Raw genomic sequence first — 25,958 nt, forward strand, 5'->3', positions numbered from 1 at the left:
ACCGGGCAACCCGGCTTACGCCGACAGACGATTGCGGCCCTGCGCGCGGCGGGCTGCGATGACCTTGCGGCCACCCTTCGTGGACATGCGGGCACGGAAACCGTGGCGACGCTTGCGAACAAGCTTGGATGGTTGGTAGGTACGCTTCATTTATTTTAAACACCGCGGAGTGCGGCCCTTCTTGAATTTGCATAATGCAAGGAGCGTTGTTTTTCGAACGGGCGGGCCATGAAAGGCTTGCGTGACCGGACGTGCGCGGGCTTATAAGGATGAAGCCCATAAAAGTCAATTATGCTGGATAATTTCACTCTGCGCTGCTGGCTCGGAAAGTATTTTCGCACTCTGGTGTTAATAAATTAGGCCCTGCCCCGAGTGGTTGTAAATTTCGCCGAGGCAGATCGATAGCCCCGGTTTTCAGGCGCTTAAGCGTTCTCGCCGCATTCGGCATGGATCACTTCCGAAGCCATAATCGTAAATATTAGAAATCTAACTTTAATAAATTTCGCCGATATTCAATGCATCGACTGGGAATTTGCTTTCCAGGCAGTGGCGTAGCTAGGAGCATTGCATTGAAGATCCGGGGCAAAATTAATCTGCTGGTTTGCGTGATGGGCGCGGTGGCACTTCTGATCGGCGCAACGGCGTTGTCCGCCATGCACGAATACAGTCGCAACCTGACGGCTTACGAGCATGCCGCCAGCCGCGCCTATGCCGGCGAACGCCTCAATCGTTTCGTCACGGCGGTGGTCATGGAATCGCGCGGCATTTATGCCGCCAAAACGATCAAGGATACGCCGAACTTCGCCAAGGGCCTGATGGCCGGCCTCGACGAGATCGACAAGGTCATCTCGGGCTGGGCGCCGCTCGTTCCCGAGAGCCAGAAGGCCGATTTTGCCAAGCTCGTCGCCCGCGCCGCGGAATTCCGCACCTTCCGCACGGAAACGGCCCGCCTCGGCACGGAAGTCGGCCCCGAAGCCGCCGGCCAACAGGGCAACAACGACGCCAACCGCGCCAACCGCAAGGCGTTCCAGGCGGAAATCGATGCCGTCGTCGCCACCGACAAGGCAGCGCTGGAGACCGTGAATGCCGAGATCGAGAGCTTCCGCTCCTGGGTGCTGATGCTCGTGCTCAGCATTACCGGCATCGGCATCGCGGTCGGCATCGGCATGGGCTTCTATATCGGCACCAGCCATTTGAGCCGCCCGATCAAGCGCGTCACCCATGCCATCAAGGAAGTCGCCGACGGCAATTTCGACGCCGAGGTCCCCTTTGCCGGCCGTCCGGACGAAATCGGCGAGATGGCCGCAGCTGTTGCGGTCTTCAAAGCGAACGGCCTGGCCGTCAAGCGCCTGAACGCCCAGGAGGCGGCGATGCGCGCCAAGAGCGACGACCTGCAGTCGAGCATGTCCGTCGTCGTGGCTGCGGCTGCGGCCGGCGATTTCGGCCACCGCATCAGCAAGGACTACGAGGACGACAACCTCAACCAGTTCGCCGGCAACATCAATACGCTGCTGGCGAGCGTCGATGCCGGCATCGGCGAGACCCGCCGCGTCATCGCAAGCCTTGCCGAAGGCGACCTCACCCAGACGATGAGCGGCAACTTCCAGGGCGCCTTCGCCGAGCTGCAGCAGAACGTCAACAATACCTTCGTCACCCTGCAGGCGACGATGCGCGAAGTGCGCGAAACGACGGAAGCGATGAACGGCAACACCGCCGAGCTGCGCAATGCCAGCGACGACCTGTCGAAGCGCACCGAGCAGCAGGCGGCCGCCCTCGAAGAGACCTCGGCAGCCCTCGACGAGATCACCGCCGTCGTCCAGAATTCCACCGAGCGGGCGCATGAAGCCACCATTATGGTGTCCGAAGCCAAGGAGAATGCCGGCCGCTCCGGCGTCGTTGTGGGCAATGCCGTCGAGGCGATGGGCCGCATCGAGCAGGCCTCGCGCGAAATCAGCCAGATCATCAACGTCATCGACGAGATCGCCTTCCAGACCAACTTGCTGGCGCTGAACGCCGGCGTCGAGGCGGCCCGCGCCGGCGATGCCGGAAAGGGTTTTGCGGTGGTCGCCCAGGAAGTGCGCGAACTCGCCCAGCGCTCGGCAAAGGCCGCCAAGGACATCAAGGCGCTGATCACTAAGTCAGGCAACGAAGTGCAGGTTGGCGTCAAGCTCGTTCAGGCGACCGGCGAGGCGCTGGCCGAAATCGGCACCCGCGTCATCGCCATCAACGACCATATCCATTCGATCGCCACGGCTGCGACCGAACAGTCGACGGGCCTTAAGGAAGTCAATACCGCCGTCAACCAGATGGACCAGGTGACCCAGCAGAATGCTGCGATGGTGGAAGAGACCTCCGCCGCCACGCACAGGCTTTCAGCCGAAGCCGGTGGCCTGGTGCGCCTCATTGCCCGCTTCAAGTTGTCCGATGATGCGCCGGCACCTGTGGCGCTCGTCCGCAACGAGCCGCAAAGGCCGGTTGCTTCGCCCGCCCGCCGGGCGATCGCCAAGGTCGCCCGCGCCTTCGGCGGCAATGCCGCTCCGGCCGAACAGAGCTGGGAAGAGTTCTAAGCTTTACTGATCACGCGCCTTTTAACGCCGCCTCCGGGCGGCGTTGGTTTTTTCTGCCCGGTCCGCGCCGGGCAAAGACCCCTCCCCAAACCCCTCCCCCCAAGGGTGAGGGGTTTAACCTGTCGCACTGGCGCATCCCACTTCGTCGTTTCATCCGCGGAAAGGCTGATATTTGCTGCGCGGGCGCCGCAAATTAGTCCCTCTCCCTTGTGGGGAGGGGTTGGGGAGGGGCCTTCCTCCTCTCGGGCGGCGTTTCTTTGTGACGACGTAACGCTGCTCGCAAAGATTTGAAAGCGGAGCATCTTGGTCTAATATAGAGCTCAACGGTAAGGGCGGCTGAAGTGCTGCCGATCGGGCGAGACGAGAATGCCGATAAGAGACCAGGGCGACAATCCTTCGGCGGAAATCCCGGCGGCCGGCGAGGCCGTAAGGGCGCGGTGCCCGCCTGCCCGGATGTTCGGCGGCCTCTCCGGCAAGCTGCTCTGGCTCACCGTCTTCTTTATCATGCTCGCCGAAATCCTGATCTTCTTTCCCTCGGTTGCCAGCATGCGCTTGCGCTGGCTGCAGGACAGGCTGAACACCGCCGCTGCCGCCGCCATCGTCATCGATGGGCTGCAGCCCGTCGAGCTGCCGCGGGCGCTGCAGAAGGAGACGCTGGAGGCGACCGGCACCAAGGCCATCGTGCTGCGCAAGGAGGGCACCTCGCGGCTCTTGGCGACGACCGATATGCCGGCCTCCGTCGATGAAGCCTATGATCTCACCGACGTGCCGCCGGTGACGGCGATACGCGACGCGCTCGACACATTGATCTTCGGCGGCAGCAGGATAATTCGGGTCTATGGCCCCGTCGGTGACACCAACACCGGCGTCGAGGTGGTGATGAAGGACAGGCCGCTGCGCACGGCGATGTTCGCCTATTCCCGCAACGTCCTCTTGCTTTCGGTGCTGATCTCGCTGTTCACGGCGACGCTGATCTTCTTTGCGATCAACCGTATCCTCATCGGCCCGATCCGCCGACTGACCGGCAGCATGCAGCAATTCTCCTCCGATCCCGAGAACCCCGCCCATATCTATATCGGCGACGGCGGCCGCGACGAACTGGCGGTCGCTGGCCGCAACCTCACCTCGATGCAGATGGAGCTGCAAAAGACGCTGAAGCAGCAGAAGAACCTTGCCGCTCTCGGCCTCGCGGTCTCCAAGATCAATCACGACATGCGCAATATCCTGGCCTCTGCGCAGCTGATGTCAGATCGGCTGGTCGATGTCGACGACCCGATGGTGAAAAGCTTTGCCCCGAAACTCTTGCGTACCATCGACCGCGCCGTCGGTTACACCACCGAGGTGCTGTCCTACGGAAAGGCGAGCGAATCCGCGCCGCGCCGCCGCCATATCCGCCTGTTGGAACTCACCCAGGACGTCAAGGACATGCTGGCGATCGATCCGCAAAGCGGCATCGAATTCGCAGAGCAGATCGGCGCCGAGCTTGAGGTCGATGCCGATGGCGAGCAGCTTTTCCGCGTCATCCACAATCTCTGCCGCAACGCGCTGCAGGCGTTGACATCAGGCGAGGGCGCTGCCGGCAGTGCCCGACGCATCACCGTTTCCGCCCAGCGCGTCGGCAGCGTCGTCAGCATCACGGTGGATGATACCGGCCCCGGCATGCCGCTGAAGGCGCGCCAGAACCTCTTTGCCGCCTTCCGCGGCTCCGCCCGTTCCGGCGGCACCGGCCTCGGCCTCACCATCGCCCGCGAGCTCGTGCTCGCCCATGGCGGCACGATCGCGCTGGTGGAAAAACCGACGGTCGGCACGCAGTTCCGCATCGAGATCCCCGATCGCCCGGTTTCGCTGGAGGATTACCGCAGCCGGACGCATATTGAAAAGTGACGGGGTTTGGCAAGGCGCGGCCGCGGGCAGACAAAGACGCGATTTTTTCAGAAATGCTCTTGCATTGTCCTGAAGGACGTTTTAGAGGATCGCCACGCAAGCGGCACCGCCGCATTTTGCACGCACCCGTAGCTCAGCTGGATAGAGCACCAGACTACGAATCTGGGGGTCAGGAGTTCGAATCTCTTCGGGTGCGCCATTCTTTTCCATGCAAAACCGGGCACTCCTGCCGCAGCCGCTCCGCTCATCGAGACGCTCCAGAACGTCCCGCCTTTCGCGGGTGCGGATTTCATCGACTTCGACCTGATCGATAACGGAGCGAAGATAGGCAGAAAGATATCGTCCTTGCGTTGCCTTCTCCCGCATGAGGCGGGGCGAACGCGTCGATCTTCTCCTCAGTCATGCGCGTGTCGGGGCGCAACTCGGCCAGCGCTCGCTCCAGCGCGGCCTTCGCGTGACCGCGCTCGTCCTTCAGCGAAGCGAGGCGGCCCTTTGAGAACCGTCAGCCGCCCTCACAAATAGCATCTTCAGAGTGACGATCGCTTGCACGAAGAGAAGCGGGCCTCTGGAATATACCCACTAAAGCAAGGGCTGCCCGTCTGTATTGCCGTCGCTCTCATCGGTGAGGCGATGGGGCGGCTCCAGACGAAGTGGAGGCCGGCGGACCGCCAACTGACGGACCGTCTCAATATTCACGCATTTATGAGCTGTAGTGATAACCGCTTTCCCAATTTCAGGACTAGTCTGAAGGATCGCTGCACACTAATTTTGGCAGTGCCGGCTGTGTGCCAAGCCACTCCGTTGGGAGACTGAAATGCAACGCAAGCTCGCTGCAATCATGGCCGCTGATATCGTCGGCTATAGCCGGCTGATGGCCGAGGACGAGTCTTCTACCTATGCAGAGCTGCGCACTGTTTTTGACAACCTGATCGAGCCCACTGTCGCCCGCCATGGCGGAGCCACCTTCAAAACGACAGGTGACGGCTTCCTTGCGATGTTCCCGAGCGTCAACGCGGCCGTTGATGCGGCACTTGCCATCCAACAAGGTTTTGACGACGGGCCTTTCAAGCTGCGTATCGGCATCAATCTCGGTGATGTCATCGAGGATAATGGCGATGTCTATGGCGATGGGGTGAACGTTGCGGCCCGGCTTGAGGCCATGGCCGAGCCCGGCCAGATATTCGTCAGCGGCGCTGTGGTGATGGCCGCCGAGCGCAACCGCGGTGATCTGTTCGCCCGAGTCGGCCGCAGGCGCGCCAAGAATATTCCCGAGCTGCTTGAAGTGTACCGCGTAAGGCGGGTGGGCTCTTCCTGGTCGATCTGGCGGCAGGTGCCGCATGTCCTGAGCTGCAGCGCGGCGCGCTGGTCTTATGGCGTTGCTGCCATCGCTCTCATTCTCATCGGCACCCAGATTTCACCTCTTCCGCTGGCAGCGATGGTGAGCGGCATCCCGGCTGCACTCTCTCTAGATCAGATCCGTGCAGACCCCAGGCCCTCGATTGCCGTCATGCCGTTCGCAACCATGAGCGGCAGCGGCAACCAGCCTTACTTTGCGGACGGACTGACCGAGGACGTGACCACGGCGCTCGCTCGTAATCCCGAGCTTCAGGTCATCGCCCGCGATTCCACTTATGCCGTGCGCAGTCAGGAGACGGATGTGCGTAAGCTCGCGGCAAAGCTTGGCGTCGATTACGTGGTTGAAGGCAGCGCGCGCCGGGAAGGCGACCAGCTCCGCGTTTCGGCACAGCTCATTGATGTAGGCACGGGCGCGCACTTATGGTCGCGCAGCTTCGACAAGAAGGTTGCTGACGTTTTCACCGTCCAGAGCGAGCTCACCACGGAAATCGTCGCGCAACTCGCGCCCTATATCGGCCGAAGCGAAGCGGCAGCGGCGGCGCTGCGGCCGACGGATAGTCTGCAGGCCTATGATCTCGTCTTGCAGGCCCGCGACCGTTACCGGCACGGCGCCGCTGACCAGAACGCTATACTCGATGCCCGTGGCCTGTATCAGCGCGCCCTCGAAATGGACCCGGCTTATGCCGCAGCCCGCGCAGGCCTTGCGTTGACCTACATCGGCGAAGTGGCGCAAAGGCCCGGCGGTCAGGTCGACGCGCCCGAACTGGATCTGGGTCTCAGTGAGGCGCGGCAGGCCGTGCGGCTCGATCCCAATCTCGGTTTTGGATATCAGGTAATCAGTTTCGGACTTGCGCTGCAGGCGGACTATTCCGGCGGACTTCAGGCGGCGCAGCGTGCGGTCGAACTGAACCCCAACGATCCCGACAGTATGATTGCGCTGGCCAAAGCGCAGGTCCGGTTCGGAGACTATCCGGACGCTGTCGCCAATGCGGAGCGGGCGCGCCGACTGCACCCCATGGCACCGGAATACTATGCCTACGTGCATGGTCAGGCGCTTTATGCCGATGGCCGCCGCGAAGAGGCGGCCACGGTCATCAGCGAGTGCCTTGTCAGAGCGCCCCGCGACGCGAATTGCCTTCTCATCCAAGCCGCGTTGCAGGGTGGAAGCGGAGAGCTTGAAAAGGCGCAGGCTACCATGGCGAGCCTTGTTGAAGCCCATCCGGCATTCTCGCTGGAAGCGGAAAGGGCTTATCGCCGGTTCGGCGACGAACCCTTGATGGAAGAGTTCCTGCAAGACCTGGCGAGAGCCAAAGCCCCGGAGACGGCTTGACGTTGCTGTCAGCGTCGCGGTTTTAGAAGTTCGTGGACTGAAGGCGACATGATCTCTGGGTCGCTGATCTGCACGCCGGCACGGTCGTGCCTCTTCCGTCTCCCAAGTCGGGCTGGCTGAAAGCGGTGACCGACCTTCACTTGTGACGAAGGGCTTCAATCTGGCCGTGGTTGTCAAGTCTGCGGAGGCAGCATTGTCTGGCCATTATGATGGCTGATTGCGTATAATCTCTGCGTCATCACGCTGGATGGCGAGCCGAGATGACCGCTCGCCGTCCAGCGCCAAATAGGCGCCGCACGGGTCGTGGCTTACTCCTTAATCGGGATTCCGGCTTCGATTGCAGCGTCGATGAACGCCTGTCGCGCCTCTTCCCGGTTTCGTTTTCCCGACATCACATCCGCGCAAACCGCGCAGGCCCTATCCAAGGCGGGGCCTTCTTCGGTCGGCCAGTCTTCGACCAGTGCCCATGTCGCGGCCTGGGTCGTCTGGATCACCACCCACTGATCCGGGCCTTCAAGGGCGAGCGTTACCGGCTTCTTCCAAATGGTTTGCATGATCTCAGGACCTCCGCTGCGTGCTCTCTGCCGTTGCAGCCTGCACACATAGGGCGATTCATCCGGCGTGGCGAGGCGCAGTATGAACGAGATGCCTTTCTCGGTCAGCGAACTGCTGGGATGTGCTTTTCGAAAAGGGGTTTCGTGCCGCCGTTTTGCGCGCTTATGCGACGCCTCTTAGAACTCCTGCACGAATTCACACGCCAGCAAGGTTTTGCCGGGCAGGGCGTTGCCTTGGCGAGCAATGATAGAGACTTTTCCAGGCCCGGCCATTCCGGGTTCCGGCTGCAGATCTGCGGGAAGTTCAAGCGAATAGCCCTTGGTAGATGTGCCGAGCAGGTCCGAGGTCTCCGGCTTCAAACCGTATTTCGCGGCCAGATCGTCGGCGCGTTCGCCCTCGATCAAGACGCCAACAGCGTTGTTAGCAAAGAAAATCTCGGTCGACTTAAAGCCGTCGCGGCCTATCTGGTTCGGGAGTTTGTAGATCGCCGCGCCCAAAGACGACGTGTCCGGCTTGGCCAGAGCTTCCACGACATCATAGATCTTCATTGCCGATGTCATCGTATGGGGTGGCTTGCAAAGGGCTGCGTCAAAGAACTTGTCATCGGCCGAATCGGCCAGAACCTGTCCGGCCTGAAATGCCGCAAAAGCGACGCACGCAGAGAAGGCGGCGTAACGAATGAATTTGGCGTTGTGCATGAAACATTCCCGAGAAAAGTGGCTCTAGCGGATTCGTGTGTACGAGTTCGAATGACTAGTGGATTCGAGGTAATTATGCTACCCAAAGTTTAATCTCTCAGATCCACTCTTCTCTTCCGTCTGGCCGTGCTGGTGGGTAGGATGAGTGGCATCGGACGCGGAGACGGAGATATCGTAGCGCCGATCCGAAGGCAGGAAAGTCATGATCGCAGCCTATATCGATGAAATCATCATGTTTTGCGCCGGCCTATGGATGACATCCGTCGGCTTTGGTTATCTGCCATATCCAGGCAAGCCAGCCAGCCGGCCGCCATTGGTTCGCCATTTCAAGTGGATGGGTCCCTTGCTGCTCGCCATCGCCATCGTTCTGGCCGCCGCCTCCTAGAGGCGCGTGCTCATGCTAGGGGTGAAGCAATGACCAATATGCTGGCCTGTCCGTCGTGCGGATTGGACAAAACAGAATCGATCGTCCACCGCGGTTCTTACATTCTTCGATGCGCCGCTTGCGGCGAAATGATTGTCGCGACATCCTTCATGGCGATGCTCGACTCGGATCATGAGTGCTCAGCCTTTATCGATCCGGGTCCCGGAAAACACCCTCCGCCAGAGACGCTCGTCGCGCGTGGACCGCTCCGGCAGATCGCAACGGCAATCAGCGCCGCGGCGCGTGACGGAACTCTGATACGTCTGATCCCTGAAGCAAGGATTGAAGCCCCGCGTCGTTCACCCAGCGCCTCTGAACATTGAAGGTTGTGGGGCCGTTCGGCCGCCGTCGCGAGCATATTTTCTGATGAAGAGGATGGGTAGTGCCGAGGCTGCGATAACCGTTTTGCCCGAAACTGCTTCAGGTTCTCAAGATCGAGATCGGGAGATCAAGGTTAAGCACTTCTCATCGGCCGCTCCAGTCTCTGGCCCAAGACAGCGAAGGGAAAACTATTGAGCGGTCGGGTGGTCTCTCAAATAGTCTTCCCTTCCTTCCCAACCAAAGAGGAGTAAAAGCCGCTGCAAACCAGATATGAGCACTCATCCGGGTTGCCCGTTTGCCACCCGGCTGGCAGAGTACAACGCGATGGAATTTGGCGTTGCAAGTCCGTGGTTTGCCAGTAGCCGCGAATCGTTTCCGAAAAACGCACTTATGGCTTTTTCGCGAGTCCAAGCAGGCACGACTTTCCAATCAGTGTCGCCGCCCTCATCGGTCACGTTGGAGATCGCACAGAACGACTAGTTGGATATCATGATCGGCTGGTCGCAGGAAAAAGCCTGGACGGCGCTTGCCAGTAAGATCGAAAACAATGGCGGCAATCGCCGGAAGCAAACGACCACGCTCTTCTCCCCCGATACCGCTTATTCGCATTGCACTTTTACCCCGAGATTCATTGCAGCGATCCTAGCAGAAGGGCCTGCAATTTCGGCATTCCGAAGTGCTATATAGATCTTGGTGGGGAGTGCCTAACGAAGGCACTTTGCCACGATCAGGAACTCTGTCTCCCGCCCTCCGATCTTTCCACCCGAAGTCGTGCGAAGCAGCAGGCCGAAAGCCTCGTAGAGCCAATACAGCGGGGGAATTCGGTCCTTGAGCGCATGCACCTGCGTCGACACATATTCGCCGACGAAGACCACATCCATGCCGAGTTCCTTTAATGTCCCGGCAATCTCCGAATGGGATGCCTCTGCGGCGTGCTCGACGCGGAATGGGGCATAGCCCGGCTTTCCGGCGTTTTTCTGCCTCAACACATAGCGATAGAACAAGACGTGGGTCCACCAGGGCGTGAGATCGGTGAAGATCCCCTTGGCCGAGTTCAGGATCGGCCCCTTGACGAACACCAGGCCGCCGGGAGATAGGGTGTCATGGGCTCTCAGCAAGGCAGAGCGTGGGCTTTCCAGATGCTCGAGAACGTCCCAGAAGACGCAGGCGTCGAAGTGACGATCTCCATAGTCGATGGTCTGAGCATCGCCGAGGATCCTCTCAGCGGCGTCCTGGTTCTTTTCGAGTTGCTCTTTGGAGATGTCGACAACCGTATATCGCGCTCCTTTCAAGGGGATATGCGTGCGAGAGCCGCCTCCGACCTCAAGGATATTTGTATCAGTCTTGCTGGAAAATGCTGTTTGTGCGTGCGAGAGCGCGTCGTTTACCCACGGCGAAGCCATAATCTTTCCCTCCCGAAAGATTAGTGTTTACGACTATAAGTAAGCATTAATATAATATTTTAGCAATATTTCAACATGACTAGTCAAGTGGCGCGTCCGGCCGGAATGGCAGGCAAGCCCCCCAGCCTAGTTTCGCGCAACCTTCCTGATGTATCCGCAGGTCTGATGATCTTTGAGGCGTTTCAGCCGGAGGAATGCATGACGGTGGGAATTTTTCGGGTTCTGGCTGCCCTGGCGATGATGACGGGTCTTGGCGGCTGCATCGACCATGCCAATGATCCCGTGCTCCTGGCGGTCGGCGTGCCGGTCAATCCGCCGGTCGTTGCGCACGGCCTTTGCATGACCGACGGCAACGCCATGTATGACGAGGCGAGGAAGCAGTACCAGCTGCGCGCCCAGCTGACCGGCTATGCCGGGGCCGATGAGTTGGAAGCCGAAACCACGGCGCGCGCTGCCGCCCACCGGCAATATGTCGCTTGCCTCTCCGGCCAGGGTTACCGGACATTATACGCGAATTGAGAACAGAGAATTCAGGTTTCATCACCAGCGCCGTTGGAGCCCTTTCCTGATTGCGACTTTTCACGTTTTTTGGCGATTTAGTCACGCCGGATCGCCTGCAATCATGAGTTTTGGAATTGCGGTCGAGTCGCGGAACTCCGCTGGTCTGAACGGCATTCTTCCAAGATAAATCCATAAGGAGGGTTTATCATGAAGATGTTCAGACTTGCCCCATCCGCCGCCGCGCTCGGCGCCCTTCTCGCCCTCGCGTCGATCATCCCCGCGCAGGCGGCACCCGTTCAGACGACTCGGCCGCCTGCTGCTTCGGACGTGAAAATGGTGCAATATAAACCACATGCCGGTAGGTGGCATGGCTATCGCGGCTTTCGCACGGAGCACGTCGGCACCCGCCGCCATTCCGATGGCTACTGGTATCCGCTTGCCGCCTTTGGCATTGAGGCCAATACCACGGGCTCCATCGTCCGCCACCCGGTCAACAGGGCGGCAGCCCCGCCAATGTGCAACCCTACGTTTACAGGATCGATCGGTCCCGGCAGCATGCCCTGTGATAATGGCTATTGAGCCGGCAAATGAAAGAGGCGGCGATGAGCCGCCTCTTTCTTGATCGGGCCACTGCTCACATGTCTGTGATGGCCGTTGCGGTGCCGTAGTATGTGACAGATCCGTTTCTTAACTCCGGGGCGTAAATTCCACGAATCCTCCCAAGGAGACGATTATGACCACGACTTTCAAGAACGGCCTGATGGCCGCTGCCTTCGGCGCAATCCTCGGCCTTTCGGCCTTCTCGGCCACGGCAGCTCCCCTTCAGTCGAGCGCGACAGAACAGGGTGCAGCCGAGCGTCCGGTTGCGCAACAAGAAACCACGGTGCGGCACGACAGGCGTACGACCGGTTCGATTGGCGATCGCGCCTCGGAAACCACGGGTTCGACGCCTTACATGATGGATCCGAAGAAGCCCCTCAAGAGGGATTGCAAACTCGGCTTCAACCCGGGGAGCGGCTCCAGCTGCAACTACTGACGAGACGCTCGGTGTTTTCGCGATCATGAGCGGCCCGCAATGGGCTGAAGGGGCGGCCTCAGGGTCGCCCTTTCGCATGCGGGGTGACTGGTTGCGCTGGGTCGATTGTCTCCCGCCTGGAAAATGTTGCGCTGAATGCAAAAATGCAATAAGTACAAAACCAAGCAAACCGGTGACAGTGGGTGTTGCGAAAAGCCGCAGCGACGGGCGATTGACGCCTCTGCCTTGGAATTGCCATGCTCGCCGCGATGGTCGCTTTTCATATTCAATCGAATTTCAGACAGGTGGGATAGTCATGACTGCAAAGGCCGCATGCACCGATTTCCTGCATTTTTTCCGCTCCTGGATCAGCAACCCGCTTCGGGTCGCGGCCATCGCGCCGTCGGGGGATTCGCTTGCCAGGATCATGACCAGTGAAATTGCCGCACTCGACGGGCCGATCATCGAGCTCGGCCCGGGAACCGGCGTCTTCACCCGGGCACTGCTGGCGCGCGGGGTCAGCGAAGAGGATCTGACCCTGATCGAGTACGGTCCGGAGTTCATCTCATCGCTGCAGACGCGTTTTCCGACCGCGCGTGTGTTGCAGATGGACGCCGCCCATCTCGCCCATGCCGATATCTTCGAAGGCGAACCGGTCGGCGCGGTTGTCAGCGGCCTGCCACTTTTGTCCATGTCGCCGCGCAAGATCGCCTCGATCCTGGCCGGCGCCTTTGCCTATATGCGTCCGGGCGGCGCCGTCTACCAGTTTACCTATGGTCCGCGCTGCCCGGTGCCGCGGCCGATCCTCGACCGTCTCGGTCTGAAGGCAGTGCGCATCGGCGGCACGGTGCGCAACCTGCCGCCGGCCTCGGTCTACCGGATTTCGCGCCGCAAGCCGCTGGAACTGTCGCGCGAGCGCTTCAGTTATCGCCAGAGCGCGGCTGACATCGACGACGTCGCCGCCTTTTCCAACGAAACCGGCGGCTGAACGATGATGCCGGGCCGGAATGGCTAAGAACAAGCGGGCGGAAACGACGGAAGGCAGGCGGGAACGCAAGCGGCGGCAGACGCGCGAGCGCATCGAGCAGGCGGCGATGACCCTCTTCCTGCAGCGCGGCTTCGAGGCCACGACGATCGAGGACATCACCGAGGCGGCCGATGTCTCCAAACGCAGTTTCTTCGATTATTTCCCCTCCAAGGAAGAGGTGGTTTTCGCCTGGCAGGATGCCTTTGCCGATCGCCTGATGGCTGCAATCGCCGCAAGGCCGGCGGAAGAACCCTCCGTTGCGGCGGTCGAGGCGGCGATCACCGCAACCGTCATCGCGTCCGTCGATGAGCCTGGCCTAGCGTTAGGCGAACTCATCCATCGCACGCCGGCGCTGAAGGCCCGCGACCAGCTGAAATACGCCAAGCTCGAACAGAAGCTCGCCGAGGCGCTGCTGCTGCGCAAGGGAGGTGATCCGCTTGAGCGGCCCCGCATGCGCGTCCTTGCGGCCATCGTCATCGGTGCGCTGCGCGTCGGGGCTGAGCTCTGGCAGCAGCGCCCGTCAAGCGTTTCGCCGCAGGATTTCGCCCGGGAGATTTTCACCGACCTTTGGAAGATGCTGGCGGAATTCGGCGACGAGGCAAAGACCAGGCGTTGACGCGGGGGCCGCCTGCGCCTCCGTGTGCACTTCCGACCAGATCAGCTCGATGTCGATGTTTCCGCTCCATCCCTGTGATCAGGCCCTGTTATCGGAACCGGGCCGTCCTATATCTGCAAGCGTCGTAGCGGCCACATTCTGATGATCCCAGCGAGCAGATCTTCACCATGCCGGGCATCGCTTTCGATCAGGGCAGACATTCGCGCTCGAAGGCATCTCCGAAAGCCTCGGCATCCGTGCCGCGGCTGTTCAACCGCCTCCGACCGTTCCACCGATTTCAATATTTGATTGATAAGAGAGGAAAGACCATGTCCAGTCACAACGCAGCCCAATACAACGCAGCAAAGTCAGGCACCTTCAAGATCGGCGGCGATATCGAGGTCAACCGCCTCGGTTTTGGCGCCATGCGCGTCACCGGCAAGGGCATCTGGGGCGAGCCTTCCGATCATGCCGAATCCATCCGCACGCTGAAGCGCCTGCCGGAACTCGGCGTCAACTTCATCGATACGGCCGATTCCTACGGCCCCGATGTCTCCGAATGGCTGATCAAGGAAGCCCTGCATCCCTATGGCGGCGAGTCTGTCATCGCCACCAAGGGCGGCCTGACCCGCCACGGCCCCGATATCTGGCTGCCCGTCGGACGTCCGGAATATCTGATCCAGCAAGTGCATAAGAGCCTGCGCAATCTCGGCGTCGAGCAGATCGATCTCTGGCAGCTGCATAGGATCGATCCGAAGGTGCCGGCCAAGGAACAATTCGATGCGATCAAATCGCTGCTCGATACCGGCCTCATCCGCCATGCGGGCCTGAGCGAAGTATCCGTTGCCGATATCGAAGCCGCCTCGAAGCATTTCAAGGTCGCGACCGTCCAGAACCGCTACAATCTCGTCGACCGCACCAGCGAGGACGTGCTCGATTATTGCGCCAAGCACAATATCGGCTTCATCCCGTGGTACCCGCTCGCCGCCGGCGACCTCGCCAAACCCGGCTCGCTGCTCGATACCATCGCCAAAAAGCACAATGCAGCCCCCAGCCAGATCGCGCTCGCCTGGGTGCTGAAGCGCAGCCCGGTGATGCTGCCGATCCCCGGCACCTCCAAGGTCAAGCATCTTGAGGAAAACGTCGCCGCCGTCGACATCACCCTCTCGAACGAAGAATTCTCCGCCCTCGACGCCGAGGGCAGCAAGGTCTTCAAGGCTGCTTGACGAGGCGAGGAGCGGAAAGATTGCGGCATATCCTCTTCTCCCCTCGGGGAGAAGGTGCCGGCAGGCGGATGAGGGGCAAGCCCATCGCGATCCCCGAGGTCGCAATTTTCGGCATAATTTTGACCATCTGGTCAAACATGCTGCAAAATGAGGCGGTGGCGTGCCGCTTAGGAGGCAAGCATTGCGCTCAGCGCATTGCTGCATTGCGGTATTTTCGCTATTCCGAATCAAAAGAATTGGCTATACCTATCTTCGTAAGCAGCGCACTCCTCCTCCCAGCGCTCTTACATCGGACTGACAACACTCCTCCTCCCAGTTGTCAGTCAGGATCAAGAGCCCGGCGCACCTCCTCCCGCGTCGGGCTTTTTTCTTTTCCCCAATCTCTCCAAGTCGAAATCGATCAATTGCCGATCCGGGCAACGCCGGTCCTGCCGTTGTCTCGGGTCCATTTAATCGTGTTGGCGCCGGCGCGTTCGAGTTCGAAGCACATCGGCTTGCCCTTGTTCCAACTCTGGAATTTCTGGCAGAGGCGGTTGGCGTCGATCCACCATTGGCCGGTATCGCTGGGTTTGACATAGCGGCCAAGGCCGATCGCCTGGCCGTTGCCGTCGACCTTGCCGGACGAGCGGAAGATCAGCGGCAGTTCACGCCGAGCGGTGTGGAGAGGTAGACCGTCTTGCCGATGATGTCGCGGCGGATATCGGCCTCGCCAAGCGTCTCCGTCGAGCCGAGCGAAGGCATCAGCATCAATGTCGATAAGCATGTGATCCCGAGCAATTTCATCACCGTGATCCATCGATTGAACCTGATCGGGCAAAACGCCGCGGATAGCGGAAAAGTTTCAGGCGCAATTCCAGCAAAAGCGCGCAGTGGTTTTCGCAGGGGATTGCTCTTGTCCATCTCCCGAGGTTTGACTCGGCAAGCCTCGTCGGACTATTTGGACGGGCGCCGCCTGTCCGGTGGGTGAACCGATTGGAGTTTGGTCATGATCTGCAAAAGACGCGGCTTGCCCGCGGCTCTGACAGGTCTTCTGATTGCAACGATGGCGCTCGCCGGCTGCGGCGGCAGGCCGGTCGGTGTCATGCAGGCGGCCGGCACCGTGCCGGCCGGCACGTCGAAGGTCGATCTTCTCGTCGCGACGACGCGCGCTGCCGACGACAATCCTGCCGTGCTTTTCTCCGGCGAACGCGGCACCGGGCTCGCCGTCAATGCCGTCGACGTCTCGATCCCGCCGGAAGCCAATCGCAAGGTCGGCCAGGTGCAATGGCCAAGCCGCCTGCCGGCCGATCCGCTACGCGATTTCGTCACCGTTTCGGTCGATCCCTTGGAAGGCGAGCGGGCCGGCGAGACCTGGCTGAAGACCCATATGCCGAAGAGCCGCCGGGTACTGGTCTTCGTCCACGGCTTCAACAATCGTTATGAGGATGCCGTCTACCGCTTTGCGCAGATCGTCCACGATTCGCATGCCGACGTCGCCCCCGTCGTCTTCACCTGGCCGTCGCGCGGCAGCATCTTCGATTATAATTACGACAAGGAAAGCACCAACTATTCCCGCGACGCGCTGGAGGAGCTGCTGACCCGCACCGCCGCCAATCCGGCTGTCAGCGACATCACCATCATGGCCCATTCGATGGGCACGTGGCTGACGGTCGAAGCGCTCAGGCAGATGGCGATCCGCAAAGGTCATGTCGCACCGAAGATCAACAATGTTATCCTTGCCTCGCCGGATCTCGATGTCGATGTCTTCGGCCGCCAGTTCGCCAGCCTCGGCAAGGAAAGGCCGCACTTCACCATCTTCGTCTCGCAGGACGACCGGGCTCTGGCGCTGTCACGGCGCATCTCCGGCAATGTCGACCGGCTGGGCCAGATCGATCCCTCTGCCGAACCTTACCGCAGCAAGCTCGAGGCGGCCGGCATCACCGTGCTCGACCTTACCAAGCTCAAGGGCGGCGACCGGCTGAACCACGGCAAGTTCGCCGAAAGCCCGGAGGTGGTGCAGCTGATCGGCGACCGGCTGATTGCCGGCCAGACGATCACCGATTCCAATGTCGGTCTCGGCGAGGCCGTCGGCGCGGTGGCGATGGGCGCTGCCCAGACCGCCGGAAGTGCTGTCAGTGTCGCCGTCAGCACGCCGATTGCGATCTTCGATCCGCGCACCCGGCGCAACTACGACGCCCAGCTGAAACGTCTCGGCCAGTCGATGAACAACACCGTCGGTTCGGTCGGCGACAGCGTCGGCGCCGGCCTGCCGGAAAGCCAGTAAAAATTCCACAGAGCAATTCCAGCAAAAGTGCACAAAGAAATAGAGAATTTCCGTGATTCGGAGAAAACGGAAATTCTCTAGGCATTGCATCTTGATGTGATATATCAGATTCACGACGGCACTTCTGTCTGCCGTGCGATGGGTTGATGGCATGGCGGATGAGACGAAGAAGAGGGTAGCGGTCGTCGGCGCGGGCGTGATCGGCGCCTCGATCGCTTTCGAGTTGCAGCGGCGCGGGTTTGAGGTGACGCTGATCGACAAGGGCGAACCAGGTCGCGGCACCTCTTTCGGCAACATGGCAAGTATCGCGCTCGATTTTGCCGCCGGCTCCGGCCCTTCGACCTGGAAGAAGATTCCCGGCTGGCTGCTCGATCCGGAAGGTCCGGTCTGGCTGCGGCCTTCCTATGCGGCCAGGATGTTGCCTTGGTTCCTGCGCTTCCTCGCCGCCGGTCGGCCCTCGCGTCTCCGAGAGATCGAGGATGCCGGCATGAGCCTGTCGCACCGGGCGCTCGGTGACTTCAGAGAGATGCTCGAGGCGATCGGCGCACCCGAATTGATGACCGAGGAGGGCTGTCTGGCGATCTACGAGACTGAGGCGGAATTTGCCGCCGATCGCGGCCATCTCGCCATGATGCGGCGCTACGGCCTCGAATTCGAGGTTTTGAGCAATGGCGCCATCCAATATTACGAACCCACTCTGTCGCCGGCGATCGCCAAAGCCGTGTTGCTTCCCGACAACAAGTCGATCCGCGATCCCTACAAGCTGGTGGTGAAACTCACCGACGCCGCAAAGGCTGCCGGCACGACTTTCGTTTCCGGCACTGTGCGAAATATCGAGCGCAGGGGTGACGGCACCGCCGTCGTTCTCCTCGATGATGGCAGCCGCATCGAGGCGGGTTCGGTCGTGCTTGCCGCCGGCGTCCACACCCGCTTCCTCGCCGAAAAGCTCGGTGAGCCGATCCCGCTCGAAACCGAGCGCGGCTATCACACGCAGATCATGAAGCCCGGCATCGCGATGCGCTATTCGGTGATCTGGCCGCATCGCGCCTTCATGGTGACGCCGACGGCGGGCGGCATCCGGGTCGGCGGCAATGTCGAACTCGCCGGCCTTGATGCTGCTCCGGATTTCCGCCGTCCGCGGGTGCTGGTGCGCCATGCCCAGCGCGCGCTGCCCGGCCTCAAGGTCGAGGAGACGACGGAATGGATGGGTCATCGTCCGGCGCTGCCCGATACGATCCCGATCATTTCGCCGTCGTCGAAACTGCAGGGCGTTTTTTATGCGACCGGCCACGGCCATCTCGGCCTGACCTTTTCGGCAACGACAGCGCTGGTGATCGCCGATATGGTGACCGGGCTCAAACCATCCGTCGATATGACCCCGTTCCGCATAGACCGTTATTAGGAGGTCCCGATGTCCGAAACCACCAAACCCGTAGCGCTGATCACCGGCGGCGGCCGCGGCATGGGCGAGGCGATCGCCCGCGAGCTCTCCGCCCAGGGCTATCAGCTGGCGCTGATGTCGCCGTCGGAGAGCTGTGAAAAGCTCGCGGCCGAACTTGGCGGCGTCGCCTCGCGCGGCGTGGCCGAAAAGGCCGAGGATCTCAAGGCGATCTTCGACCTGACGATGAAGACCTATGGTCGCATCGATGCCGTCGTCAACCTGAGCGGCCATCCGCCGAAGGGCGACCTGCTCGATATTTCGGACGAGAACTGGACGCTCGGTTCCGACATGATGATCCTGTCGCTGGTGCGCGTGGCGCGGCTGGTGACGCCGGTCATGCTGAAACAGGGCAAGGGCGCCTTCGTCAACATCACCACCTTCGCCGCCTACGAGCCGACGCTGGTCTTCCCGGTTTCCTGCACCTACCGCGCCGCTGCCGGCGCCTTCACCAAGCTTTATTCCGATCGTTATGCGGCCGACAATATCCGCATGAACTGCATCCTGCCGGGTTATATCGACAGCCTCAACCACAAGCCCGGGACCGCCGAGACGGTCCCGATGAAGCGCATCGGCCATGTGGAGGAGATCGCCAAGACCGCGGCCTTCCTGCTCTCCGATGGCGCCGGTTATATCACCGGCCAGAATATTCGCGTTGATGGCGGCGTCACCCGTCACGTCTGATCTGGAGTTTTCGATATGAGATGGAAGCGCACGATCCAGCTGTTGGATGTCCATGCCGAAGGCGAGATCGGCCGCGTCGCTATCGGCGGCGTGCCGAAGATCCCCGGCGATACCATCGCCGCCCAGCTGCATTGGCTGAACACCGATCCGAAGGGCGACGAACTGCGCCGCTTCCTCTGCCTGGAGCCGCGCGGCGCGCCCATCGGCTCGGTCAACCTGTTGTTGCCGGCACGGCACCCGGAGGCGGACGCCGCCTTCATCATCCTGCAGCCCGACCAGGCGCATGCGAGTTCCGGCTCGAACTCGATCTGCGTCACCACGGCGCTTCTCGAATCCGGCATCGTCGAGATGAAGGAGCCGGAGACGATCGTCACGCTCGAAACCGCCGCCGGTCTTGTCAAGGCGACGGCAACCTGCCGCGACGGGCGCTGCGAGAAGGTCAGGCTGACCATGGTGCCCTCCTTCGTGCATGAGCTCGATGTCGGGATCGACACGCCGCATTGGGGAAGGATCAAGGCCGATATCTGCTATGGCGGCATCTTCTATGCGCTTGTTGATGTCGGCCAGATCGGTCTGACGATCGAGAAGGCCAATGCCGCCGGCCTCGTCCAGGCCGGCATGATCCTCAAGGAGCTGATCAACCGCGACATCAAGGTCGTCCATCCCGAGATCCCGGCGATATCGGGCGTCGCCTATGTCATGTTCCGTGATACCGAAGCCGACGGCACGGTGCGCACCTGCACCACCATGTGGCCGGGCCGGGCCGACCGCTCGCCCTGCGGCACCGGCAACTCCGCCAATCTCGCCACGCTTTATGCCCGCGGCAAGGCCAAGGTCGGCGATATCTTCACCTCGAAATCGATCATCGGCTCCGAATTCGAGGTCGGCCTCCAGGCAGTAACCGAGGTGGCCGGCCGCCCCGCCGTCATCCCCACCATCACCGGCCGCGGCTTCACCTTCGGCCTGACCCAAGTGGCCCTCGACCCCTTCGACCCGCATCCGAACGGTTTTGCGCTGACGGATGTCTGGGGGCCGGCTGCCGGCGAGATTTGAACGTTCAGGACATGATGCCGGAAAGTGCGAACGATTTCCGGACGGTTCGCGCGAATGGCTGCCCCTCACCCTAACCCTCTCCCCGTAAACGGGGCGAGGGGACGTGCCCCGCGAGAGGCTGGCGAGGAACCGAGAGGGTGCGGCATATCCCCTTCGCCCCGCTTGCGGGGAGAAGGTGGCGGCAGCCGGATGAGGGGCAGCTACACGCTCCAGCGATCCTATCAAGCTTCCGCGACCAACTGACCAAAGGTGACACAGGAGCATCCGCGTAACGATATTCTCGAAACGCGATCAGCCTCGCCTGTGCTCAGCAGCCCCGGTTCGTGTGTCCCAACCCAGCATGGCCAGCTCGGCCACTGCCTCCAGTTCGCCGCGGGTCGCTCCGTCGCGGGCCAGGATCGACATGCCGTTCTGAACGGTCTGGACGAAGCGGGAGAGCGCATGGACGTCGGTCGAGGCTGGAATTTCGCCTGCTGATATCGCCTGGTTCAGGCGCGCCTTCAGGCGGTCGAGCGTGATGGCGCGGGCAGTTCGCACGAGTTCGCCAAGTTCCACATGGCCTTCGCTGCCGACCGAGGAGAGCGTCACCATGCAGCCGCGGGGAATATCCGCGACACAGCCGGTCAGGGCAGCGGCCGAATCCATCAGCAACGACATCACCGCTTCGCGCGCCGTGCCCGCGGAAAAGAAGCCTGCCCAGACGAGCGCCTCGTTGTTATCGCGATAGTGGCGCAGCGCCTCGGCATAGAGCGCCTCCTTCGACACGAATGCCGCGTAAAGGCTCGGTGATCCGATCCCCATCGCCTCGGTGAGATCGGCAATCGAAGTCGCCTCGAAGCCCTTGATCCAGAACAGCCGGGTCGCTTGCGCCAAGGCTGCTTCCCGGTCGAACGCCCGCGGCCGCCCGCGACTGCGGGCAGGGGTTTCGTTGACGTTCGACATCTCATCCGATTTTTGCATCGATCATTATATAAACCCATTGACACCCCACCGCAACGTGCCTAGCTATTTATGTGTCGATCACTACAGAAAGAGAAGATCATGACAGAACTGGCTGGAAAGCGTGCCCTCGTCACCGGTGGCTCGCGTGGCATTGGCGCCGCCATCGCATTGGCGCTTGCCGACAAGGGGGCTGATGTCGCCATCACCTATGAGCGTTCGGCCGATCGCGCCGCCGAAGTCGTGCAGGCGGTCGAGGGCAAGGGCCGGAAAGCACTTGCCATTCAGGCCGACAGCGCCGATCCGGCGGCCGTGAAGCGCTCGGTCGACGAGGCGGCCCGGGCACTTGGCGGTCTCGACATTCTCGTCAACAATGCAGCAATCGCACTTTACAGTGCGATCGCCGATGTCAGCGTCGAGCAGATCGACGCGCTGCTTGATGTCAATGTGCGGTCGCCTCTGCTCGCTTCGCAGGCCGCCATTTCCTATCTGCAGGCGGGAGGCCGCGTCATTACGATCGGCTCGGTCGGCGCCGAACGCATCGTCGGTGACACCGGCACGGTCTATTTCATGACAAAATCCGCGCTCCACTCATTTACCCGCGGCCTCGCGCGGGAACTCGGATCTCGCGATATCACCGTAAACCTGGTCCAGCCGGGTTCGACCGACACCGATATGAATCCCGCCAATGGCGACTTCGCCGATTTCCAGCGTGCCCTCATTCCACTTGGACGTTACGGCGAGCCGGAAGATGTGGCGGCGGCCGTGGCTTTCCTCGCAAGCCCTGCTGCAAGGCACATCACCGGAACCATCCTCACGGTGGATGGCGGCTTGAATACCTGAACCGGGACATGTTGCCGCGGGGCTGCGAAAAGACAGGGATCGACAGATATCGGTCCTTTTCTTTCGCGCAGGGGGCAGGGGTTGGGGGATATCGAGCCGTATCCGTGGTCTGGAGCAATCGACGAAGTGACGGACCCGCCAGCCCACGCACTAGCCGCACGGGGTGACGCTAGATCGTATCGGCGAGCCGGTGGCCGGGCGTGGCGGTTGCGTGCAATGCACGCTCCGCGTAGCTGTGCAGCAGCGCGGGATCATCGATCACATGTGCGGGAACGGCGTGGTAGCGGCGAACCGTGACCGTCCGGCCGGCAGCGCGGTAGCTGAACGGTTCTGAGCCATCTGCCTCGAACTCCGCGCGCATCGCTGCGTCGACGCGGAGATACAAAGTGCCCTTCATGACGAACCCGAACTGCGCGCCGTTTCGATCAGGGCGGAGCCGCCGAAGAAGCGCCTGATATCGATGCATCCGGCTGGGGCGATCTGGCTCGCAAAGTCGAGCGCCAGCCCGCGTGTCGCCTCGCTATTCATGGGTGCTGCTCCGCCAGAGGATCGAAGAAGCCGGTGATCGCGCCGAGCCGGCCATCGGAAATCACCCCGAAGCTCGCGCCGGTCTGCAAGACCCTCTCGTCTTCCTGGCGCAGTACCCAGCGCGCCAGCGAACGGTCATTATGGTGGAGGACGCTCAATATCTTGAACCGGCCTCCCGGCATGCTCTCCTTGAAGCCGGCCATGTAAGCCGAGAGACCGGCGCGCCCGGCGATCGTTCCATTCGGGTCGCAATAGGTCACATCGTCAGCGAGGCAAGCCAGCATTTCCGGCTCACGAGCGGAAGCATCCAGCGACCAGATGGCTGCATATCGATTCCAGAGGGCCTCAGGTGTCATAACATCGTCTCCAATTGATTGAATTCGTCTTCTATCGCCTGCCGCAGGCCGGCCTTGTCGTCGCCGCCGCGAATGAGCACCAGAAGGCCCTGATAGAAGGCCAGAAGGCGGGTGGCTGTCCTGTCCGCCTTGGCACCGTCGGCGTCCTGAACGAAGGTCGATGCCTCGGTCAGCCTTGAGCGGAATGTGGTGCGAAGGAGGCCGAGCGCCGCCTCGACACGGGGGTGCGGATCGGCACTACCGCCGAATTCCACAGCCATATTGGTGATCAGGCAGCCGAGCGAGCCATCGTCGGGCTCATGCAGGAGCGAAAGGAACAATTCGCGCAAGCCTTTAAGCCCGGTTCCCGGCGGCGCAAACCGCTCGATCCGTCCCTCCAGCACCGTCCGGTTGTAATGCCCGAACGCCGCGTCGAAGAGGCCGGCCTTGTCGCCGAAAGCGTGATAGATGCTTCCGCCTTTGAGCCCGGTCGCCTCCTCGAGATCCCGAATCGACGCCCCTTGATAGCCGTGCTTGCGAAAGATGTGCATCGCCCCCTTCAGCACCGCCTCCTCATCGAATTCCCGCGTTCGGCCCATTGTCGCCCCGATTCTTTATCAATTGTTCTAGAATGACTGATCAAGAATGGAAATGCAACGGTCTCCGTGACTTTCGGCGAAAAATCTCGGCCCGGTCGAGTTCGGTCATCGCCGGCGAGCGCGGGATCGGCATGTAGCGAGGAGCGACTCGGTCTCATGACGAAGTTTGAAGTGAGAATAGACCATTCCGACCGTGGTGATCTTTGCACCCTTCCTGGCTGGAACGACCCGCGTACCAGCCTGCGGGAGATGGCGTTTGATTCGGCTGAGAAAAATTCCGCTTGACAACTTTGATGACGAGTATCATTAATCATTATGATGACAGTTGTCATTAAAAGGTAGGGCGACCGAAGCCGCGTGATTTCCCTCTGACTCAACCCTGCCGGTTCGGGCCGGATATTGGAGTAAACGATGAACACTTCTGTAAGATATCTTCGGTCTGCGACGTGTTATGCCGAGGCGCCAAATCTTTGGATCAATGTTGGGGAAACCCCCTTTGCCTATCGCGATCTTGGCCCCCAGGGTGGCGTGCCGGTCATTCTTCTCAATCATTGGGGCGCGGTGCTGGACAATTTCGATCCCCGGATTGTCGATGGTCTCGCCACCAGGCATCACGTAATCGCCACCAATTACAGGGGTATCGGCGCCTCAGGCGGTACGGCCCCTCTGACCATCGACGAGATGGCACGCGACACGATCGCGTTGATCCGAACGCTTGGGTTCAAAAAAGTCGATCTGCTTGGATTTTCTCTCGGGGGATTTGTCGCGCAGGACATCACGCTGAAAGCCCCCGATCTCGTGCGCAAACTTATTTTAGCCGGTACCGGTCCCGCCGGAGGCCGGGGCATCGAGAAGGTGGGAGCGATATCCTGGCCCCTCATTATCAAAGGTCTGCTGACGTTGCGCGATCCAAAAACCTATCTGTTCTTCACGTCCACCGCCAATGGTCGCCAAGCCGCGAAAGCCTTTCTGGATCGGCTGAAAGAGCGGAAGGCGGGAAGGGACAAGGGGCCAACTCCAAGGGCTTTCCTGCGCCAACTCCAGGCGATCAAAGCCTGGGGGCGGCAGGCGCCTCAGGATCTCGGCCGTATCACTATCCCGGTCCTGATCGCCAATGGCGACGATGACATCATGGTTCCGACCGTCAACAGCGCCGATATGGCTCAGCGCATCCCCGGAGCGGAGCTGGTTGTCTACAAGGACGCCGGGCATGGCGGGATTTTCCAGAACTACGCCGATTTCGTGTCGAAGGCTTTGTCCTTCCTTGGCGCCTGATACCACAATAGACTTCGAATTGGAGAAAGCCTCGTGAGGGCATTCGTCGTTGATAAGTACAAGAAGAAGGGCGCTTTGCGTCTGGCCAACCTGCCCGAACCGGAATTGCAGGACAATGATGTCCTGGTCCGGATTCAGGCCACGGCCGTAAACCTCCTGGACTCCAAGGTCCGGGATGGAGAGTTCAAGCTTATCCTTCCCTATCGCCCACCCTTCGTCCTGGGGCACGACGTTGCCGGAACGGTCGTCAAAGCCGGATCCGGGGTCAGGCGGTTCAAGGTGGGGGATCAGGTCTATGCACGGCCGCGCGATCATCGGGTCGGTACCTTCGCCGAATTCATCGCCGTCGCTGAAGCCGACGTGGCGCTGAAGCCGAACAACCTCAGCATGACGGAAGCGGCGTCCATCCCGTTGGTGGGGCTGACCGCGTGGCAGGCGCTGGTCGAGGTGGGCAAGGTAAAACCCGGCCAGAAGGTCTTCATTCAGGCCGGCTCCGGCGGGGTCGGGACTTTCGCCATTCAGCTCGCCAAACATCTTGGCGCGACCGTCGCGACGACGACGAGCGCTGGCAATGCCGAGCTGGCCAGAAGTCTTGGGGCGGATGTGGTGATCAACTACAAGACGCAGGATTTCGAGAAGGTCTTGTCGGGTTACGATCTCGTGCTGAACAGCCAGGATCCAAAGACGCTCGAAAAATCCCTGGCTGTGCTGAAGCCGGGCGGCCAGCTCATTTCCATTTCCGGTCCACCCGATCCCGCTTTCGCCGGAGCACTCGGCCTGAACCTGTTCCTGAAACTGGTGCTCCGCCTGCTGAGCCGAGGGGTTCGGAAAAAGGCCAAGCGTCTCGGCATTCGCTACTCGTTCCTGTTCATGCGCGCCGAAGGGCAGCAATTGGGTCAAATCACCTCGCTGATCGAATCGGGCGCGATCTGCCCGGTCGTCGACAAGGTGTTCCCGTTTGAGAAGACCGGGGATGCGCTGGCCTATGTCGAGACCGGGCGTGCGAAGGGCAAGGTGGTCATCACGGTCGCAGACTAGAACCCTTGGAGAGCTCAGCGGCTCACCGGATTTTCATGACCTCTGCGACGCTGGCCCCTTC

26 protein-coding genes, 1 tRNA gene and 3 pseudogenes are annotated in these 25,958 nt (G+C 61.1%); 20 read left to right on the top strand and 10 right to left on the bottom strand.

The window, feature by feature from the left end; genetic code table 11:
- Positions 1-15 precede the first annotated feature (15 nt).
- Positions 16-150 (bottom strand): 50S ribosomal protein L34, encoded by a 135-nt coding sequence (gene rpmH, locus RWK44_RS16660; protein WP_003545006.1) that lies wholly within the window; start codon positions 148-150, stop codon positions 16-18.
- 419 nt (positions 151-569) lie between these two features.
- Between rpmH and RWK44_RS16665 the strand changes: the two genes are divergently transcribed.
- The 4 genes from RWK44_RS16665 (at position 570) to RWK44_RS16680 (ending at position 7,137) form a co-directional block, all read left to right on the top strand.
- Entirely contained in the window at positions 570-2,567 is a 1,998-nt protein-coding gene (locus RWK44_RS16665) for a methyl-accepting chemotaxis protein (RefSeq protein ID WP_168283914.1), read from the top strand.
- 366 nt (positions 2,568-2,933) lie between these two features.
- A complete protein-coding gene (locus RWK44_RS16670) occupies positions 2,934-4,451 on the top strand; it encodes an ATP-binding protein (RefSeq protein WP_168283751.1) in 1,518 nt (505 codons plus the stop codon).
- Between the two features lie 122 nt (positions 4,452-4,573).
- A tRNA-Arg gene (locus tag RWK44_RS16675) sits at positions 4,574-4,650 on the top strand.
- Between the two features lie 615 nt (positions 4,651-5,265).
- On the top strand, positions 5,266-7,137 hold the full coding sequence (locus RWK44_RS16680) for an adenylate/guanylate cyclase domain-containing protein (protein WP_316029115.1): 1,872 nt from the start codon (positions 5,266-5,268) through the stop codon (positions 7,135-7,137).
- A gap of 308 nt (positions 7,138-7,445) precedes the next feature.
- Here the strand turns inward: RWK44_RS16680 and RWK44_RS16690 are convergent, their stop codons facing one another.
- Positions 7,446-7,691, bottom strand: coding sequence for a DUF982 domain-containing protein (locus tag RWK44_RS16690; RefSeq protein ID WP_012755837.1), 246 nt, complete (start codon positions 7,689-7,691; stop codon positions 7,446-7,448).
- A gap of 177 nt (positions 7,692-7,868) precedes the next feature.
- Positions 7,869-8,390: a hypothetical protein gene (locus RWK44_RS16695; protein ID WP_316029116.1), complete on the bottom strand. Its 522-nt coding sequence runs from the start codon at positions 8,388-8,390 to the stop codon at positions 7,869-7,871.
- Positions 8,391-8,592: 202 nt separating this feature from the next.
- Between RWK44_RS16695 and RWK44_RS16700 the strand changes: the two genes are divergently transcribed.
- Both RWK44_RS16700 and RWK44_RS16705 read left to right on the top strand, forming a co-directional pair.
- On the top strand, positions 8,593-8,775 hold the full coding sequence (locus RWK44_RS16700) for a hypothetical protein (RefSeq protein WP_017958768.1): 183 nt from the start codon (positions 8,593-8,595) through the stop codon (positions 8,773-8,775).
- Positions 8,776-8,804: 29 nt separating this feature from the next.
- Positions 8,805-9,137 carry a eukaryotic translation initiation factor eIF-2-beta/eIF-5 family protein gene (locus RWK44_RS16705; protein ID WP_168337631.1) on the top strand — a complete coding sequence of 111 codons (333 nt, stop codon included), beginning with the start codon at positions 8,805-8,807 and terminating at the stop codon, positions 9,135-9,137.
- A 186-nt stretch (positions 9,138-9,323) separates the two neighbouring features.
- Here the strand turns inward: RWK44_RS16705 and RWK44_RS16710 are convergent.
- Both RWK44_RS16710 and RWK44_RS16720 read right to left on the bottom strand, forming a co-directional pair.
- A pseudogene (locus RWK44_RS16710) lies at positions 9,324-9,767 on the bottom strand (hypothetical protein).
- Positions 9,768-9,839: 72 nt separating this feature from the next.
- Positions 9,840-10,538, bottom strand: a complete 699-nt coding sequence (locus tag RWK44_RS16720; RefSeq protein ID WP_131661737.1) for a class I SAM-dependent methyltransferase — start codon at positions 10,536-10,538, stop codon at positions 9,840-9,842.
- A gap of 198 nt (positions 10,539-10,736) precedes the next feature.
- Here RWK44_RS16720 and RWK44_RS16725 point away from each other — a divergent pair, with 198 nt between their 5' ends.
- From RWK44_RS16725 to RWK44_RS16750, 6 genes are all read left to right on the top strand, one after another.
- Positions 10,737-11,057: a hypothetical protein gene (locus RWK44_RS16725; RefSeq protein ID WP_168337632.1), complete on the top strand. Its 321-nt coding sequence runs from the start codon at positions 10,737-10,739 to the stop codon at positions 11,055-11,057.
- A 189-nt stretch (positions 11,058-11,246) separates the two neighbouring features.
- A complete protein-coding gene (locus tag RWK44_RS16730) occupies positions 11,247-11,618 on the top strand; it encodes a cell surface protein (RefSeq protein ID WP_131661735.1) in 372 nt (123 codons plus the stop codon).
- A gap of 154 nt (positions 11,619-11,772) precedes the next feature.
- Positions 11,773-12,075, top strand: coding sequence for a hypothetical protein (locus RWK44_RS16735; RefSeq protein ID WP_017958775.1), 303 nt, complete (start codon positions 11,773-11,775; stop codon positions 12,073-12,075).
- A 295-nt stretch (positions 12,076-12,370) separates the two neighbouring features.
- Positions 12,371-13,042 (top strand): class I SAM-dependent methyltransferase, encoded by a 672-nt coding sequence (locus tag RWK44_RS16740; protein ID WP_131661734.1) that lies wholly within the window; start codon positions 12,371-12,373, stop codon positions 13,040-13,042.
- A 19-nt stretch (positions 13,043-13,061) separates the two neighbouring features.
- Positions 13,062-13,697 (top strand): TetR family transcriptional regulator, encoded by a 636-nt coding sequence (locus RWK44_RS16745; protein WP_131661733.1) that lies wholly within the window; start codon positions 13,062-13,064, stop codon positions 13,695-13,697.
- Positions 13,698-14,005: 308 nt separating this feature from the next.
- Positions 14,006-14,902 (top strand): aldo/keto reductase, encoded by an 897-nt coding sequence (locus RWK44_RS16750; RefSeq protein ID WP_316029117.1) that lies wholly within the window; start codon positions 14,006-14,008, stop codon positions 14,900-14,902.
- A gap of 400 nt (positions 14,903-15,302) precedes the next feature.
- Here the strand turns inward: RWK44_RS16750 and RWK44_RS16755 are convergent.
- Positions 15,303-15,685: pseudogene (locus RWK44_RS16755) on the bottom strand (hypothetical protein).
- A 202-nt stretch (positions 15,686-15,887) separates the two neighbouring features.
- On the opposite strand from RWK44_RS16755, the gene RWK44_RS16760 reads away from it, so the two are divergent.
- From RWK44_RS16760 to RWK44_RS16775, 4 genes are all read left to right on the top strand, one after another.
- Complete coding sequence (locus tag RWK44_RS16760; protein ID WP_316029118.1) at positions 15,888-17,165, top strand: alpha/beta hydrolase; 1,278 nt, start codon at positions 15,888-15,890, stop codon at positions 17,163-17,165.
- 151 nt (positions 17,166-17,316) lie between these two features.
- On the top strand, positions 17,317-18,567 hold the full coding sequence (locus RWK44_RS16765; protein WP_131663005.1) for an NAD(P)/FAD-dependent oxidoreductase: 1,251 nt from the start codon (positions 17,317-17,319) through the stop codon (positions 18,565-18,567).
- 9 nt (positions 18,568-18,576) lie between these two features.
- The gene (locus RWK44_RS16770) at positions 18,577-19,287 is read left to right on the top strand and encodes an SDR family oxidoreductase (RefSeq protein ID WP_131663006.1); all 711 of its coding nucleotides are present in this window, start codon (positions 18,577-18,579) and stop codon (positions 19,285-19,287) included.
- A gap of 15 nt (positions 19,288-19,302) precedes the next feature.
- Entirely contained in the window at positions 19,303-20,340 is a 1,038-nt protein-coding gene (locus tag RWK44_RS16775; protein WP_020048267.1) for a 4-hydroxyproline epimerase, read from the top strand.
- A gap of 291 nt (positions 20,341-20,631) precedes the next feature.
- On the opposite strand, the gene RWK44_RS16780 is transcribed toward RWK44_RS16775, so the two are convergent.
- A complete protein-coding gene (locus RWK44_RS16780) occupies positions 20,632-21,282 on the bottom strand; it encodes a TetR/AcrR family transcriptional regulator (protein WP_168258770.1) in 651 nt (216 codons plus the stop codon).
- A gap of 99 nt (positions 21,283-21,381) precedes the next feature.
- On the opposite strand from RWK44_RS16780, the gene RWK44_RS16785 reads away from it, so the two are divergent.
- Positions 21,382-22,122: an SDR family NAD(P)-dependent oxidoreductase gene (locus RWK44_RS16785; protein ID WP_316029119.1), complete on the top strand. Its 741-nt coding sequence runs from the start codon at positions 21,382-21,384 to the stop codon at positions 22,120-22,122.
- A 150-nt stretch (positions 22,123-22,272) separates the two neighbouring features.
- On the opposite strand, the pseudogene RWK44_RS16790 reads toward RWK44_RS16785, so the two are convergent.
- From RWK44_RS16790 to RWK44_RS16800, 3 genes and pseudogenes are all read right to left on the bottom strand, one after another.
- Positions 22,273-22,650 (bottom strand): annotated as a pseudogene (locus RWK44_RS16790) (TfoX/Sxy family protein).
- A complete protein-coding gene (locus tag RWK44_RS16795; RefSeq protein WP_131661724.1) occupies positions 22,647-23,006 on the bottom strand; it encodes a nuclear transport factor 2 family protein in 360 nt (119 codons plus the stop codon). The pseudogene RWK44_RS16790 and the gene RWK44_RS16795 overlap by 4 nt, the downstream one beginning before the upstream one ends.
- Positions 23,003-23,584: a TetR/AcrR family transcriptional regulator gene (locus RWK44_RS16800; protein WP_316029120.1), complete on the bottom strand. Its 582-nt coding sequence runs from the start codon at positions 23,582-23,584 to the stop codon at positions 23,003-23,005. Before RWK44_RS16800 ends, RWK44_RS16795 begins: the two co-directional genes overlap by 4 nt.
- A gap of 156 nt (positions 23,585-23,740) precedes the next feature.
- Here RWK44_RS16800 and RWK44_RS16805 point away from each other — a divergent pair, with 156 nt between their 5' ends.
- The 3 genes from RWK44_RS16805 (at position 23,741) to RWK44_RS16815 (ending at position 25,897) form a co-directional block, all read left to right on the top strand.
- A complete protein-coding gene (locus tag RWK44_RS16805) occupies positions 23,741-23,869 on the top strand; it encodes a hypothetical protein (RefSeq protein WP_316029121.1) in 129 nt (42 codons plus the stop codon).
- 126 nt (positions 23,870-23,995) lie between these two features.
- A complete protein-coding gene (locus RWK44_RS16810) occupies positions 23,996-24,859 on the top strand; it encodes an alpha/beta fold hydrolase (protein WP_316029122.1) in 864 nt (287 codons plus the stop codon).
- A gap of 33 nt (positions 24,860-24,892) precedes the next feature.
- The gene (locus tag RWK44_RS16815) at positions 24,893-25,897 is read left to right on the top strand and encodes an NADP-dependent oxidoreductase (RefSeq protein ID WP_316029123.1); all 1,005 of its coding nucleotides are present in this window, start codon (positions 24,893-24,895) and stop codon (positions 25,895-25,897) included.
- The last annotated feature ends 61 nt before the right edge of the window (positions 25,898-25,958 follow it).

The sequence above is a fragment of the Rhizobium sp. 25PS6 genome (genome assembly GCF_032464655.1).
Classification (GTDB): Bacteria; Pseudomonadota; Alphaproteobacteria; order Rhizobiales; family Rhizobiaceae; genus Rhizobium; species Rhizobium laguerreae.